The sequence below is a fragment of the Mycolicibacterium nivoides genome, from assembly GCF_003855255.1.
GTDB lineage: Bacteria > Actinomycetota > Actinomycetes > Mycobacteriales > Mycobacteriaceae > Mycobacterium > Mycobacterium nivoides.
On record NZ_CP034072.1, the window covers coordinates 788,646 to 802,731 of the forward strand.

The 14,086-nt window shown below is 64.8% G+C and carries 14 protein-coding genes; 1 reads left to right on the top strand and 13 read right to left on the bottom strand.

Annotation, left to right across the window (positions count from 1 at the left end; genetic code table 11):
• Positions 1 to 31: 31 nt before the first annotated feature.
• Genes EH231_RS03920 through EH231_RS03930 form a run of 3 tightly spaced genes read right to left on the bottom strand, consistent with a single transcriptional unit; the run spans position 32 to position 2,823 of the window.
• Entirely contained in the window at positions 32 to 871 is an 840-nt protein-coding gene (locus EH231_RS03920; protein WP_234927119.1) for an ABC transporter permease, read from the bottom strand.
• Entirely contained in the window at positions 852 to 1,679 is an 828-nt protein-coding gene (locus EH231_RS03925) for an ABC transporter ATP-binding protein (RefSeq protein WP_124711914.1), read from the bottom strand. The genes EH231_RS03920 and EH231_RS03925 overlap by 20 nt, the downstream gene beginning before the upstream one ends.
• Positions 1,680 to 1,704: 25 nt before the next feature.
• On the bottom strand, positions 1,705 to 2,823 hold the full coding sequence (locus EH231_RS03930) for an ABC transporter substrate-binding protein (RefSeq protein ID WP_234927120.1): 1,119 nt from the start codon (positions 2,821 to 2,823) through the stop codon (positions 1,705 to 1,707).
• Positions 2,824 to 2,981: 158 nt separating this feature from the next.
• Here EH231_RS03930 and EH231_RS03935 point away from each other — a divergent pair, with 158 nt between their 5' ends.
• Complete coding sequence (locus EH231_RS03935; protein ID WP_090425390.1) at positions 2,982 to 3,392, top strand: Dabb family protein; 411 nt, start codon at positions 2,982 to 2,984, stop codon at positions 3,390 to 3,392.
• 10 nt (positions 3,393 to 3,402) lie between these two features.
• Here the strand turns inward: EH231_RS03935 and EH231_RS03940 are convergent, their stop codons facing one another.
• The 10 genes from EH231_RS03940 to EH231_RS03985 all read right to left on the bottom strand — a co-directional run bounded on the left by EH231_RS03940 (position 3,403) and on the right by EH231_RS03985 (position 14,074).
• Complete coding sequence (locus EH231_RS03940) at positions 3,403 to 4,200, bottom strand: SDR family NAD(P)-dependent oxidoreductase (protein WP_124711915.1); 798 nt, start codon at positions 4,198 to 4,200, stop codon at positions 3,403 to 3,405.
• A 403-nt stretch (positions 4,201 to 4,603) separates the two neighbouring features.
• Positions 4,604 to 5,815 carry an acyl-CoA dehydrogenase family protein gene (locus EH231_RS03945; RefSeq protein WP_206429630.1) on the bottom strand — a complete coding sequence of 404 codons (1,212 nt, stop codon included), beginning with the start codon at positions 5,813 to 5,815 and terminating at the stop codon, positions 4,604 to 4,606.
• A gap of 31 nt (positions 5,816 to 5,846) precedes the next feature.
• Complete coding sequence (locus EH231_RS03950) at positions 5,847 to 6,737, bottom strand: MetQ/NlpA family ABC transporter substrate-binding protein (RefSeq protein WP_164480761.1); 891 nt, start codon at positions 6,735 to 6,737, stop codon at positions 5,847 to 5,849.
• Between the two features lie 35 nt (positions 6,738 to 6,772).
• Positions 6,773 to 8,302, bottom strand: coding sequence for a copper resistance CopC/CopD family protein (locus EH231_RS03955; protein WP_241177879.1), 1,530 nt, complete (start codon positions 8,300 to 8,302; stop codon positions 6,773 to 6,775).
• A 4-nt stretch (positions 8,303 to 8,306) separates the two neighbouring features.
• Entirely contained in the window at positions 8,307 to 8,933 is a 627-nt protein-coding gene (locus tag EH231_RS03960) for a YcnI family copper-binding membrane protein (RefSeq protein ID WP_241177880.1), read from the bottom strand.
• A gap of 66 nt (positions 8,934 to 8,999) precedes the next feature.
• A complete protein-coding gene (locus tag EH231_RS03965) occupies positions 9,000 to 10,097 on the bottom strand; it encodes an LLM class flavin-dependent oxidoreductase (RefSeq protein ID WP_124711918.1) in 1,098 nt (365 codons plus the stop codon).
• Between the two features lie 11 nt (positions 10,098 to 10,108).
• On the bottom strand, positions 10,109 to 10,981 hold the full coding sequence (locus EH231_RS03970; RefSeq protein WP_164480762.1) for an ABC transporter permease: 873 nt from the start codon (positions 10,979 to 10,981) through the stop codon (positions 10,109 to 10,111).
• Positions 10,968 to 11,810, bottom strand: coding sequence for an ABC transporter ATP-binding protein (locus tag EH231_RS03975; RefSeq protein WP_090425397.1), 843 nt, complete (start codon positions 11,808 to 11,810; stop codon positions 10,968 to 10,970). Before EH231_RS03975 ends, EH231_RS03970 begins: the two co-directional genes overlap by 14 nt.
• Position 11,811: 1 nt before the next feature.
• A complete protein-coding gene (locus tag EH231_RS03980; protein WP_164480763.1) occupies positions 11,812 to 12,921 on the bottom strand; it encodes an ABC transporter substrate-binding protein in 1,110 nt (369 codons plus the stop codon).
• A 145-nt stretch (positions 12,922 to 13,066) separates the two neighbouring features.
• Positions 13,067 to 14,074: a ketopantoate reductase family protein gene (locus EH231_RS03985; RefSeq protein WP_124711920.1), complete on the bottom strand. Its 1,008-nt coding sequence runs from the start codon at positions 14,072 to 14,074 to the stop codon at positions 13,067 to 13,069.
• Between the last annotated feature and the right edge of the window lie 12 nt (positions 14,075 to 14,086).

The following is a 14,086-nucleotide window of genomic DNA, read 5'->3' on the forward strand; positions in this document are numbered from 1 at the left end:
GGGCTGATGAGAACCGCTGATGCTGCGTGGGTCACTTGTTGGTCAAACCCCGCTGCCAGCGGGTGACACGCCATTCGATGCCGGTCATCACCGCGTTGACGACTACACCGATCAGGCCGAGTGCGAGTATCCCGGCGTACATCTGTGGGGTCTGGTAACGCAGGGCGGCGTTGTTGATGTAGATGCCGATGCCCTGTGCCCCGCCGACGAGTTCGGCGGCCACCAGTGCGGTGAACGCATTGGCCGAGGCCAGCCGGATACCCGGGAAGATCGCGGGGATCGCGGCAGGCAGGATGACATGGACGAAGGTGTACCAACGGCCCGCGCCGAGCGCGCGGGCCGAGTTCAGCAGTTGGCGTTCCACACCGCCGACCGCGCCGACCGCGTTGACGAAGATCGGCCAGAAGCACGCCCAGACGACGATCGCGATCTTGGACTCCTCGCCGATGCCCAAGAACACGACGAACACCGGCAGCAGCGCCAGCAGCGAGAGGTTCCGGAAGAACACCAGGACCGGTTCGGCGAGGGTCTGAAAGATCGTGAAGGATCCCACGACGATTCCGAGTGAGATCCCGGCCACGAGTGCGATCAGAAAGCCGATCAGGGCGCGCTGCACGCTGGGCCAGATCTCAGAGCTCAAGGTGCCGTCCAGCAGTCCGTCGGCGAACGCCTTGACCGTGTCCTGTGGCGTGGCCAGGTACATGTCGCTGACGTAGCCGGTCGCCACGACCAGCCACCAGATGACCAGGAACCCGGTCAGTCCGATCGCTCCGCCGAGGAACCTGCCGTACTTGGCGAGCCACGGACTGGGTATGTCGAGGTCGTCGTCGCGGTCCTCCACACCCGTGGGGTCATCCAGCGTGATGGCCAATTCGGACCTCCTCTTGAAGGATTCGCGCCACGTGCGCCCGGATATGGGCGAAGGCCTCCGAGTTCCGGACATCGCTGTCGCGGGGGTGCGGCAGATCGACATCGACGAGTGTCTTGACCGTGCCGGGGGCCTGGGTCATGACCGCGATCCGGTCGGACAGGAAGATGGCCTCATCGATCGAGTGGGTGACGAACAGGACCGTCTTCTTCGTATCGCCGGCCTCCCAGATCCGGAGCAGCTCGCCCTGCAGGAATTCACGGGTCTGCGCGTCCAGGGCAGCGAACGGCTCGTCGAACACCAGGATCTCGGGTTCGTAGGCGAGCACACGTGCGATCGCGACCCGTTGCCGCATGCCACCGGAGAGTTGATGGGGTAGCCGGTTCGCGGCAGCCTCCAGCCCCACGGTGCGCAGAACCGCCGCAGCGCGTTCGCGCCGCTGCGCTTTGGGCACCCCGCGGATCTTGAGGCCGGCTTCGACATTTTTCTGTGCGGTCAGCCACGGGAACAGCCCGTAACCTTGGAATACGACCCCGACGTTCTTGCTGACGCCGTCGACGGGCTCGCCGTCGATCGAAACGGTGCCCCTGTCGTAGGTATCCAGGCCCGCAAGGATGTTGAGGAACGTGGATTTGCCACAACCGCTCGGACCGAGCAGCGAAACGAACTCGCCGCCCTTGATCTTGAGATCGAATCCCGACAGCACCGTGGTGGCCCCTTGGGTCGATCGGGACCGAGGTTTGGGGTAGCGCTTGGTGATTCGACTCGCTTCGATCTTCCAGGACGGCTCGGTGAGCACGTTGTAGGTCATGTCAGCCGACTTTCACGCGGACGGATCACTTCTGGTCTTCGAGCCCTGCGATGTCGACCAGATGGGTCTTGAAGATGCCGGTGTTCTGCTCCCGGTCGAGGATCGTGGTGTTGTGATCCTGGGACTCCAGCAGATCGGCGGACTTCGCAAACGGATTGAAAGCGTTGGTGGCGATGTCTTCGGGCTTGAGGTCATCCGAGCCCGGCAGCGGATTGCCCACGTCCTTCACCAGGTCCCACCACAGCCGCAGACTCGCCTTGTCCAGCAGTGCGTTTGGCGCGTAGTGCCAGTTGGTGGTCTGCTCGACCGGATAGCCGGTGGTCTTGCCCGCGATCTCCGCGGATTCCCTGGGATGCGCGTTGGCCCAGTTCGCGGTCTTGGCGATGATACCGACGAACTCCCGTGCGGCCTTCGGGTGCTTCTGGAGCCAGGCATTGCTCGCGACAAACGGTGCCTGCCCGCCGAGCGGGCCCCATTCGTCATAGGAGGTGAAGGCCTGCGTGAACTTGTCGCGCTGACTCAGCAGCACACCTACGAGAGGGGGATGGAACACGCCGAGATCGACTTCGCCGCGTTCGATTGCGGGCGCGATGAGCTCGGGCTTGAGCTGCAGGAATTTGACCCGGTCCAGGTCCACGCCGTTCTTCTTCAGATAGCGCTTGATCACGAGGTCGGTGCAACTGTTGAAATCGGAAAGGCCAATTGTCTTGCCCTCGATCGCTTTCAGATTCTCCTTGGTGATATCGGACCGGGCCTTGGTGAAATAGGCCATATGGGGTTCGTTGGGCAGGTCGAGCATGCTCGACGCGATGGCCGTGAACTTGAAACCCTTGACCTTTCCGTCGATGTCGTTGTTGAACATGCCGGTTGCGATATCGATCGCCCCTTGGTCGAGTAACTGCACCGCGGGCACGGCGGTGGCGGGCCCGACGTATTCGGGACGGACCGAGGCATTCTTCCAGTAACCCAGTTCGTCGGCGATACGCACCAGCGACAGGGCGGTCGGCGAATTGGCGAAGCGGAACGTGACGACGCCGTCGTCACCCTTGTCGCTGCACCCGGACAGCAAGACCGGAGTGACCAGAGCAGCCAATCCGAGCGCAATCGACGATTTCCGGAAATGCCGCATACGGCTGGATGTCACCCTGTCCACCTTCTTCACGGATCGAGAATTCTGCCGATTCAATTGCGACGCTAAACTTCCCGGGAATTGCCGACCACCGATTAATTCAGCGTGAGCACAGCTGTGCCGGGATGTCCGGTCGTGACGGTGAATTGACGTGACGAGTGGAAAGGGTCCGCATGATCATCACTGCACAGCGATTCAGCTTCAAACCCGGTGTCGGCGAGGAAGACAAGTCCCGGGCGATCGCGGCGGTGGCCGCACTGGCGGACGCAGAACCGGTGGCGTTCGTGTTCGTCGGTCAGGATCTGGGTGATCCTGCCGACGGTTTCACCCATGGGTTCAGCATCGGGCTGGCCGATCTCGACGCGCTCGAACGCTATTTCGACGATCCGCTTCACGCCGCTGCCGACCGGGTCCTGCTGCCGCTGCTTCAGAAGACCGTCGGCAGCGGAGTATCCGACGACGGTGATCCTGAGTTGCGGAAGAAGATTGTCGAGCTGCATCAGCGCAGAGTCCAACGAGACCCTGAGTATCTTGCGCTCCTGAATGCGATCCCCGAGACGGCACTGCTCGACGAAACGCGCTGAGGGCGGTCAACTAGTAGTTGACCGTGCCCAGCAGTCCGCCGCCGGCGGCGACGGCGTCGCCGGTGATGCTGACGCTGCGCGGTGAGGCCAGGAATGCGACCACGTCCGCCACTTCAGCGGCCTCGACGACCCGGCCGATCGCGTTGTTGGCGATCTGCTTCTCGTACTCGGCGACGTCGAGTCCCGCGGCGTTTGCGGCGGCCTGGTATCGGGGTGTCTTGGTCTCGGTGCGGGTCTGGCCGGGGTGCACCACCGTGACATTGATCCCGTGTGGTCCGAGTTCGTCGGCGAGATTCTTCGTCAGCGCGGCCACACTGACGTTGCGGATACTGCGCACGATCGAATGTGTCTGGCGGTAGCCGAGGCCGCTGATGTTGATGATCCGGCCCCAGCCCTGTGCCGCCAGATGCGGTGCGACGGCCCGTGCGGTGCGCAGGTAGCCGACCACCTTGATGTTGACATCGGCCCAGAAATCTTCGTCACTGGTACCGGCCAGGCCGGGAAAGCCGGACCCCACAGACTGATTCGAGGCGTTGTTCACCAGGATGTCGACGCCGCCGAGTTCCTCGACGGCGCGGGCCACCAGCGCCTTGACCGATTCGTCATCGCCGGTGTCGGTGACCACCGGGATCGCCCGCCTGCCGCTGCGTTCGGCGACCTCGGCGGCGGCCTTCTCCAGCGTGTCCTGGGTGCGTGCGGCGAGTACCACGTCGACGCCTTCGGCGGCCAGGGCGTGTGCGATCGCCAGCCCGATGCCTTTGCTGCCACCGGTGATGATCGCGCGTTTGCCCGTCAGTTGTAGATCCACGTCCATTCTCCTTGTGTTGTTGGGTTTCGGTGTTTCACCACAGGGGCCGAGGCAGGCCCAGGTGGTCGCGCAGCGTGGTGCCCGTGTACTTGCGCCGGAACAGTCCGCGATCCTGCAGTAGCAGGAACCACCTCGTCGACGAACAGCGGCAGGCTTTCCTCGATGACGTCGAACATCAGGGTTGAAACCATCGACCGCTGAAGTGGCGAACCATGTTTCAAATGTGCCGGCCACTGTGCCGGGCGAAAGGACGCGTCGAACAGCCCTTGCCCGGCCAATTGCGCCAGGCGGATGTAGAACTCGCCGGTCGCGGTCGACCCGGGGTCGATGCCGTTGCGTCGCCAGGCAGACTTGTAGGTGCCGAGCCCAGGAGCGTTGAGCCCGAGGTGCAGTTCGCGGGTACTCAGAAGAACGCTCCGTTCGGAAGTGGCGCCCCGGTCAGTTCGTGCGCGCCTATGGCGCGGGCCTTGTAGGTCCTCGGGTTGTGTGCGGCCAACGTGCGGATGTTGCGCCAATGCCGGTCCAGGTGCGAACTGCGCCGTGCCGCAGTGCCACCGCCGACATCGAACAGGTCGCCCGCGGCGCGCAAGGCGAGTTCGTCGACGACGACCTTGGCCTTGGCCGCGCCCAGTGCCGCCCGCAGTGACAGGTCGGGCTCATCGGAGGTGCCGTGTGCCGCATAGGCATCCGAGAGCGCATCGGCGGCCGACGTCACCGAGGCTTCCGCCGCGAAAGCCTGGCTGGATAGCAGTCCCACCGTTTGTTGCAGGATCGGATCGTCGACCGGGCGCTCGGAGGCGGCGTGATAGAACGTGCGCTGCTTGCCCTGTACGAGCGCCGCCGCATCCCGGGTCACCCGGCGCAGGATCCCCGCGATCACCGCGGTGAGGTACAGCTGCGGGAACGTCGCCGAGTAGGGCAGCTCGCCGTAGAGGGTTCCGCGGCTCAGGAGGTTCTCGCGTTCGACAGCGACGTTGTCGTAGCTGGTCGTCCCACTCCCGGTGAAGCGCTGGCCGATTCCGTCCCAGTCCCGCGCTACGTGCACGCCCGGGCGGTCAGCCGGCACCACGGCCCGGACCGGATCGCCATCGGGACCGGTCGAGCTCACGACGAGGTAGTCGGCGTACAGGTTGCCGGTGCTGTAGAACTTGGTCCCCGTCAGACGCAGACCGTCGGGACCGTCGGTGATTGTGGTCTCGAACTCCCGGTTACGCCTGCCCGCCTGCTTACCGCTCAACTCGGTGGTCGAGGTCCCGAACAGCTTGCCTGCTTTGACCTCGTCGAGCCACCGGCGGTCAGCGTTGTTTCGCTGGCGCAAAAGGCTTTCGGTGAAGTTGAAATGATTGCGGACGCTGTGCGCGATGTTGGGATCGGCTTCGCCGAGGGCGATGACCGTTCGGAACAGATCGGTCAGCGTCGCGCCGCCGCCACCCTCGGTGACCGGAAGCCGCAGTGCGCCGAGGCGGGCGGCCCGGATCACCTCGAACTCCTCGAACGGGTGGCGGTCGGCGTCGTCACGATCGACGACGCCGGCGTCGATGTAGGCGAGCAGCGCGTCGAGGTCTGTGGAGCCGATGGTCACGGGCTTGTCACTGGCGGGTGCGGTAATCGTCATGTCTGGTCTCCTCATTCGGTTCGGGTCGGTATCACGGTTCGAATGGCACGTGCGCCGAGATGAACTTCCCGTGGTAGGTGGTGCTGAGGTACTGCGCTATCTCCTTGCCTTCCAGGGCGTGTGCGAGTGCGGACACCCGCGCATCACCCGCCAGCCTCGCTGGTGCCACCAGGACGCGGGAGTAGGGATTGCCGGGTCCGGGCTCGATGGCCAACGCGTCTGTGGCGGGGACGAGTCCGATGGACGACGCGGTGGTCGGGTCCAGGACCACCGCGTCGTAATTGTGATAGATGTCCTCGGCGTATTCGGTGAAGTCGATCCCGCGGATTGCCAGATGTCGTTGCGATTCCAGCACATTGGCGTCGGATACTGACAGATCGGCTACTGACAGGCCGCCGAACGGGCGGTCTAGTTTCACCAGGTCGACGGTCTGCAACAGGTACAGGCTGCGCGCGAAACCGGCCTTGGTCTCCGGTACGGCCACCTCGGCACCGTGCGGCAGACTCGTGCCGGTGATCTTGTCCGCCACCAGGTTCGAGTTGACCCAGTCCTCGGTGGGCTTGAGATCCTTCCACTTCGACGAGTACAGGGCGTATGGGGCCACGTCGACCTTGGAGACGATGCTCAGGGTGCTGTGGTCGTCGGCTTGCTGATTGCCGAGGAAGGCGGGTTGGGTCTGATAGAAGGCGAGGTCGGTCTTGCCCTCTGCCACCTGGGTATTGGCGTCGGCGGCCGCGTCCACCAATTCCAGTCTCAGGTCACCGGCCAGATGGTTCTTCGTCACGTAATCCAACACATCGCGGTAGCCTTCGCCGCCCACCTGGATTCGCAGGACATCGCCTGAGGCGTTCTCGGGGTACGTGACCGGCACATCGTCCGAGCAGCCCGACATCGCTGCGGCGATCGATACGGCAGCGAGCACAGTTGCAACCTTGCGTACCAATCTCATTGAACCTCCTACAACACCTGGTAGAAGAACGACGCCAGCTTCGGTCCGCTACCGTTGTCGAATCGGACGGTGACCTTCCATCGCCCCGGCGCGGGCACGATGAGTCCGGCGCTCCGCCACGTCACTGCGTCACCGGTGGTCCGGTCCTGCGAGAGTTCCACCGGCAGTCGTGCGACATTGGCCTGGGCTGAGGACAATTCGAGACCGACCCCGGCGTCGGGCGAACCGTCAGGGTCGCGGACCGTGACGACCTGGCTGCCGCGCCGGACCGTGTCGATATCGACGTCGAGCACGTCGGGTCCGCCGAAATCCAGTCGAATGGCCACGTTCGTGGTGTAACTGGCGCGAGCCGGCGTCAGTGACGACAGCGACGATGTCACCCCGACGATCAACAGGGCCAGCACGGTCTCGACGAGCACGGCCCGGCTCGGAATATGCGTGCGCGCAGCGCGGTAGACGACGTACCCGGCGACGACCGTGGCCGCCACCAGGCTGATCTTCACCAGGAGCGTGACTCCGTATGCCGTGGTGGTCAATGCGGCGAGCGGGCGGATCTGCAGCACCGCCAGGACCACGCCCGCGGCGCCCGCCAACCCCACATGCGCGACAGCGACCCGGTGCCAGCGCTGCGGAACGGACCTGTGCACCAGGGCGATCAGGGTCATCCCGCCCAACCACACGGCGACCGCGTAGATGTGGACGAAGGTGGCCACGAACGGGCAGACGGATGAGCCGCCGTGCCCTCCCAAGGTGACCGCGGCAATCGCGGCTGCGGCCTGTACGAGCCCGAGGACGGCCGGACGGGGCAACGCCGCCAGGCTGAGGACTACGGCGACCAGCAGGGCGGCCCCGAACGGCGTGCGAGCGATCGTTGTCGCCGCCTCCCACGAGATGTCGGCGACGGACCCGGACTGCTCGACGGCCAGTACAAAGAACCTGCTGAGCAAGCCCAGAATCAGCAGGGCCGCGCCGATCCGGTAGACGATCGGGAACCGGTGTGTTCCCAGGATGTCCGGCCACGCCCAGCGGGCAGCCAACAGCACGCCTGCCGATCCGATCGTGCCCAGGTACACCACGACCTTGACCGGAAGGAGCACTGTCCGGTCCACTGCCGACGCACTACCGACCTGCGACCACTGTCCCTGCTCGGTGACCGAGCCGACCGTGAATCGTATCGAGAGGGACACGACATGGGTGTCCGCGGAGACTACCCGGGCGGTCGCCAGATAGGCCCCGTCGGGCAGCTTCTCGTTCAGCGGCAACACGATCCGTTGTCGTCCGGCCTCCAGGTGTTGACCCGCCAGTGGGTACCGGGTGCCGTCGACGTCGATCAACTGGGCCGACCCGTCGACAAGCGTGACGGGCTCGTCGAGATCGAAGGTCAACACCGCGGGGGAGGTCTCCAGGCGTGTGCCGTCGGCCGGCGCGCTGGATACGACGGTGGCGTGAGCGACGGCTGGGGCCGCCGTCCACAGCAGGCCTGCGGCTGCGGCGGCGATCATCATGAGCCCCCACAGCGCGACGCGTGTTCGCGGCACACCCCTAGGACCTGCGCCGCAGCGTGACTGCCAAGGCGGCAGAACTGCCGAGTGCGAGCAACAGCGCGACGACGGAGGTCGCGCGCCATAGCCACGACTCGCCACCCGGCGATCCGGCTGGTACCAGCGTGGGTGCGCCGTGGCCGTCATGCGTGTGGCCCGCCTCCGCCGCTCCCAAGGTCACGACCGGTGCCGGATGTTCGGGTTCGCTGTCCTTGTCGACGGCGATCTCGTTCCACGACACCACCGAACCGTCGCTGTAGGACTGATCCGAAAGGAGCGGGACGGTTTCCGCGTTCTCGGGCCACGGACCCGCGGAGAACGCGAACTCACCGTACTCCGTGGGTTTGATCCCGCCGGCCTTGTCGATCGCGCGCCAGGTGATCCGGGACACCCGTTGGCCGTCGCCGGTTGGCTCGGTCTCCACATTCGCCGTCCACCCGGGAATCGGCAACGTGCGGGCCGAGGTCAGCTCGATGTTGTCGGGCACGGTCACGGTCACGCCGATCGTGGATGCCTGCTCGGATTCGGTCGGCACGATGAGCCGCACGATTCCGTAGCCGCCCCGCGGAGGTTGCTGTCCTTCGTCCACCCGGACATGGGCGGCCGCTGGTGCCGCCGTGACGATCATGCCTGTTACCACGGCAGTGGTAACACCAAACATGCGAAGGGGTTTCGAGGTTGTGGTCATGGCGATCTAGTCCCAGTTCTCGGCGATCAGGCGATAGGACGCGCGGCGGACGTCAGGGGCGTAGACGATGGTGCTCACCAGAAGCTCGTCGGCGGACACGCTGCCGGTCAGGGCGCGCAGCTTGTCGACCACGAATCCCGGGGAACCGGCGAAACTCAGCGCGCGGGAGTCGGCGAACTTCTGGCTGTCCGGTTCGATGAACCCGCCGTCGGTGACCGGTTCGGACGGCAGATAGGTTCCACGGGCCCGCAGACTGGCCAGTGTCCGCAGGTACGTTTCCTCCAAACGCCTTCCCAACTCATCGGTTTCAGCCGCGATGGCGTGTGCGGATACGCCGACGTAGGGGGAGTCCAGCCGCTTGGAGGGCTGGAAATCGTCCCGGTATCGCTGCACCGTGCCGACGATGTCGTTCTTGACGCTGTGCGCATTGACATAGAGCGGAAGACCGTACTTCGCAGCAATGGTCGCACTCCAGCCTGATTCACCGCCGAACACGGCGAGCCCGAGATCCTCCTGATAACCGGGGGAGACCCGGTACTCCTCGCCACCGACCACTGCGACCGGGCGCTCAAGGTAGTTGAGGATCTCGCGGATGCGCGACTCATCGTCAGGCACCGTGAGTGGAGCGTTGGACAGATATCCGAGCAACTCGAACAGGAAGTCACTGCCGTTGGCCGCCACAGCGACATCGCCGTCCTGGCTCCCCGGGTGCGCCGTGACCGCCGTCAGGATCTCGCTGATCTCCCGGTAGGGTGCCGACTTGCCGTAGCCCTGCTTGGAACGGCCGAGTCCGAGCACCACACGGCCCGGTGCCACCGCCGCCAGCGAACCGAACTCCTCGGCAATTTCCAGGCTGGTGTGAAACGGCAGCACTGTCGCTGCCGAACCCAGCTTGATCCGGTTGGTGGCCTGGATGACAAGGGCGATCAGGATCGCCGGTGCCGACGAGGCTCGGCCCTGGTCCAGGTGATGTTCGGCGAACCAGTACGAGGCATACCCGAGATCTTCCGCCTCGCGGGCGAGTTCGACGCTGCTGCGGATCGCGCAGCCGCTGCTCGTCCCTCTCGGGACAGGCACCTGATCGAGTACCGATAGCTGTGTCATGTGCCGCCCGTCTACTTGTTGGTAAGGCCGAGTTGCCAGGCAGTCAAGCGCTTTTCGACCCCAGCGAGCAGGAGGTTGAGAGTGACACCGATGATGCCGAGCACCACGATTCCCGAATACATGGCCGCGATTTGATAACTCTCCTGGCTGGAGCGGATGTAGATGCCGATTCCTTCTGTGGCACCGAGGTATTCGGCTGCCACCAAGGCGGTAAAGGCGTAGGACGCCGCGAGCCGCACCCCCGGGAAGATGTTCGGGACGGAGGCCGGCAGTACCACCCGGGTGAAGATGTAAGCGCGTCCGGCCCCGAGCGTGCGCGCCGCGTTGAGCAGAATCTTCTCGACTCCCTTGACCGCATTCACGGTGCTGATGAAGACCGGCCAGAACGCCGCCCACGTGACGATTGCCACCTTGGACTGTTCACCGATACCGAAGAACAGCAGGAACACCGGGAACAACGCCAGGATCGACAGGCTGCGAAAGAACAGCAGCACCGGGTCGAATGCCTTCTCCAGCACTCGGACCGAGCCCACCAGGATGCCGAGAACCACGCCGAGTCCTGTCCCGATCAGGAAGCCCGACAGGCCCCGGCGCAAGCTGGGCCATACCTGTTGACGCAGATCGCCCCCGGCTGCCAGTCCGTCGGCGAGCTTGCTCAGCACGGTCTGCGGCGGTGTCAGGAACTTCGGGTCGAGCACCCCGGTGGCGGTTGCCGACCACCAGGCGAACACCACCAGCGTGACGCCGACAGCCCCGTAGAGATATTTGTCGTACTTGGCCAGCCGTGCCCGCCACAGGGGAGTTCGCGGGGACGCGCCGGGGGCAGGCTCGACGGCCGGACTCGGCTGTACGGCTGTGGGCGTAGCCGCTTCAGTTGTTACCAACTTCGACCTCCTCCTTGAGGATCTGGGCCACCTGACCACGGATACGGCCGAATTCCGCGCTGGCGCGCGAATCGTCGTCGCGTGGTCTCGGCAGGCTCACGTCGATGAGGTCTTTGACCGAACCCGGCCGTTTCGTCATCACCGCGATCCGGTCCGACAGAAAGATCGCTTCGTCGATGGAGTGGGTGACGAACAGGATCGTCTTCTTGCGCGCACCCGACTCCCAGATCCGCAACAGTTCGTTTTGAAGGAACTCTCTGGTCTGGGCGTCCAACGCGGCAAACGGTTCGTCGAGGACCAGGACCTCGGGGTCGTAGGCCAACGATCGCGCGATCGCGACCCGTTGACGCATACCACCGGAGAGGCGATGGGGGAGGTGGTGCGCGAAGTTCTCCAGGCCAACGGTTTTGAGGATCCGCTGCGATGTCTGGTGGCGTTCGTCCGATGGGATGGACCGCACCTTCAGCCCGACTTCGACGTTCTTCTGTACCGACAACCACGGGAACAGGGCGTAGCTCTGAAAAACCACCCCGACGTTCTTGCTCACCCCGCGTACGGGTGAGCCGTCCAGCAGTAGCTCACCTCCGTCGTAACTCTCCAGGCCGGCCAAGATGTTGAGGAAAGTCGACTTGCCACACCCGCTGGGACCGAGCAATGCCAGGAATTCACCCTCATGGATGTCGAGGTCGAAGGTTCGCAGTACCTCGGTCACGGTCGGCGCGTCTTTGACGCCTTTGCCGACGTGCGGGAACTCCTTGCGCAGGCCTCGGGCGCGGATCTTGACGCCGGCGGTGTCGGCGGGAGATTCGGCAATGCTTGCCTGGGTCATGTCAGATCTCCCCGTCGGTCAGGATCTCGGTGTTGTCGGCCTGGGAATCGATCAGGGCGGGAGATTTTGCGTACGGGTTGAATTCGTTGGTGGCGATGTCTTCCGGCTTGAGCTTGGATTCTTCGGGAGTGAGGGTTCCGACGCGTTCGGCCAGGCCCCACCAGAAGCCGGTCTGTTCCTTGTCGAGGATCAGATTGTTCGCGTAGTAGTACTTGGTGATCTGCTCCTTGGGCAGACCGGTGAGCTTGGCGACGATGTCGCGGTACTCCTCAGGATGGGCGTTGCCCCAGTTGGCCACCTTGGCCAGAATCCCGATGAACTCGCGGGTCTGCTCGGGATATTTGCGGATGAACTTGCCACTGGCACTGATCGGAGCCAGCCCGCCGTCGTTTCCGGAATTGTTGAAGTCGGAGAACGCCACCTTGACGTCGGGATCGGTGCGCAGCACGCCGTTGAGCGGCGGATGGATCACCGCAAGGTCGACGCCGCCCTGCTGAAGTGACTGCGGCAGAAGGCTTTCGGACTGGGTCAGAAACTTGACCTTGTCTATGTCCACCCCGTTCTTGACGAGGTAGTCCTTGAGGATGAACTCGGCGCAGCCCTTGAGCGACGCCAGCCCGACCGTTTTCCCTTCCAACTGCTTGAGGTTGGTCTCGTCGAGATCGGAGTCCTTGCGTACGAAGTACTCCATGTGCGGCCCGTCCTTGGTCGTGTAGGTGCGCGAGGCGATGACCTTCAGGTCGACCCCGGCCGCCACGGCCGACAACGAGCGGTTGAACATGAACGACGCGAACGTGATGTCACCCGTCCCGAGCAGGGCGGGCAGCTGGCCGGAATCCACCGCACCCACATACTCGGGACGGATGCTGGCTTTGTCCCACAGACCGAATTCGTCGGCGATCTTCACCAGCGACGGCGCCTTGGGATCTTCGGACCACTTGAAATGGACCGGGTTGCTGGGGTCGGCGGGAACAACCTTGTCATCCTGCGCCAGGTCGGAGGAACCGCCCGATGAACACCCGGCGAACGCGGTCGCCGCGAATGCCACCGCGATGAGGGTGACGGCGCCGCGGCGGAATCGACTGGGTATCTTGCTCCGCGAATCGAGCATGAGGTACCTTCCCTGGGCTGACGGATTGCGTTGGTTCATGGTCAAGCGGATAACGCTGCGCGACAAGGAATATCGGCTACCAGAACGGTTAAGCTCAGCTACATCGGGGATGGCACACGGTGGGGCCGTGCGCAAGCCTGGTGGGTCAGACCGACGCGGCGGCGGGCGTGCTGGAATCGGCCCCGAGCTTGGCGAGTGCCGCCGCGGCATCCAGGGAACGCACTGGGCGGCCGACCCTGGCGTGTTCGGCGGTGACGCGTTGGATCAGCTCGTTTACCGGTGCCTGCCGACCGTGAAGGCGGGCCTGCAAGACGATTTCGCCGTTGAACCAGTCCGTTTCGACCTGGCTGTGCCCGCGGGCCACACTCTGCCAGGTGGAGCTGAAGTAGTCGTCGTGAACCCGGCCCTGCAGCAGATCGCCACGACGTTGCGCGTCCTGTTCGGCGGTCACGAAAGGGATCCGGGCCGCTGTGAGGACCTGTTCGGCCTCGTTACGTGCGCGCGCGACCAGTTCGTCGGCCTGGGGGCCGGGACAGTACACGGCAGCCACACCGTTGCCGAGATTCGCGATGAGCTTGCGGTGCTTCCACGCCATCACATCGTCGCGGACCCGGGAATGGAAGCCGGCGGCACGCAGGGTGGCCGCAACGAGGTCCGCCTGCTGGTCGTGCCCTCTCGGGTAGGCGCCCAGGTCGAGAATTCCCGCCACCGGATAGCTCTGTTGCACAACTACTCCCGGTTCCAGATGGGCGGCCGGGAGCATCACGGTGATGCCGTACACGTGAGCGAACCTCCGCAGCACCGCAGCCTCGTTGGCCACTCCGTTCTGGGCAACGAACACCCGCGTGGCCGCGGGCGCGTGGGCGCTGAGATCCTCCAGGGCCGCAGCGGTCTGGTGGCTCTTGACGGCCAGAATCACCACCGGGTCGTCGGACCAGTCGACCTGGCCGGCGTGGGCCGCGACCGACAGGTCCACGGCATCGGCGCCGGCCTGCGTCACCAGTGTGAGACCGCCGGCGCGGATCGCTTCGAGGTGCGCACCGCGGGCCACTGCGGTCACCTCGAATCCGGCCAGCCGTAGCCGGGCGGCGATCACGCCGCCGATGGCCCCTACGCCGTACACCACCACCGGGCGGGTCAGAGGTGTCGCCATCGGGGAGCCTCG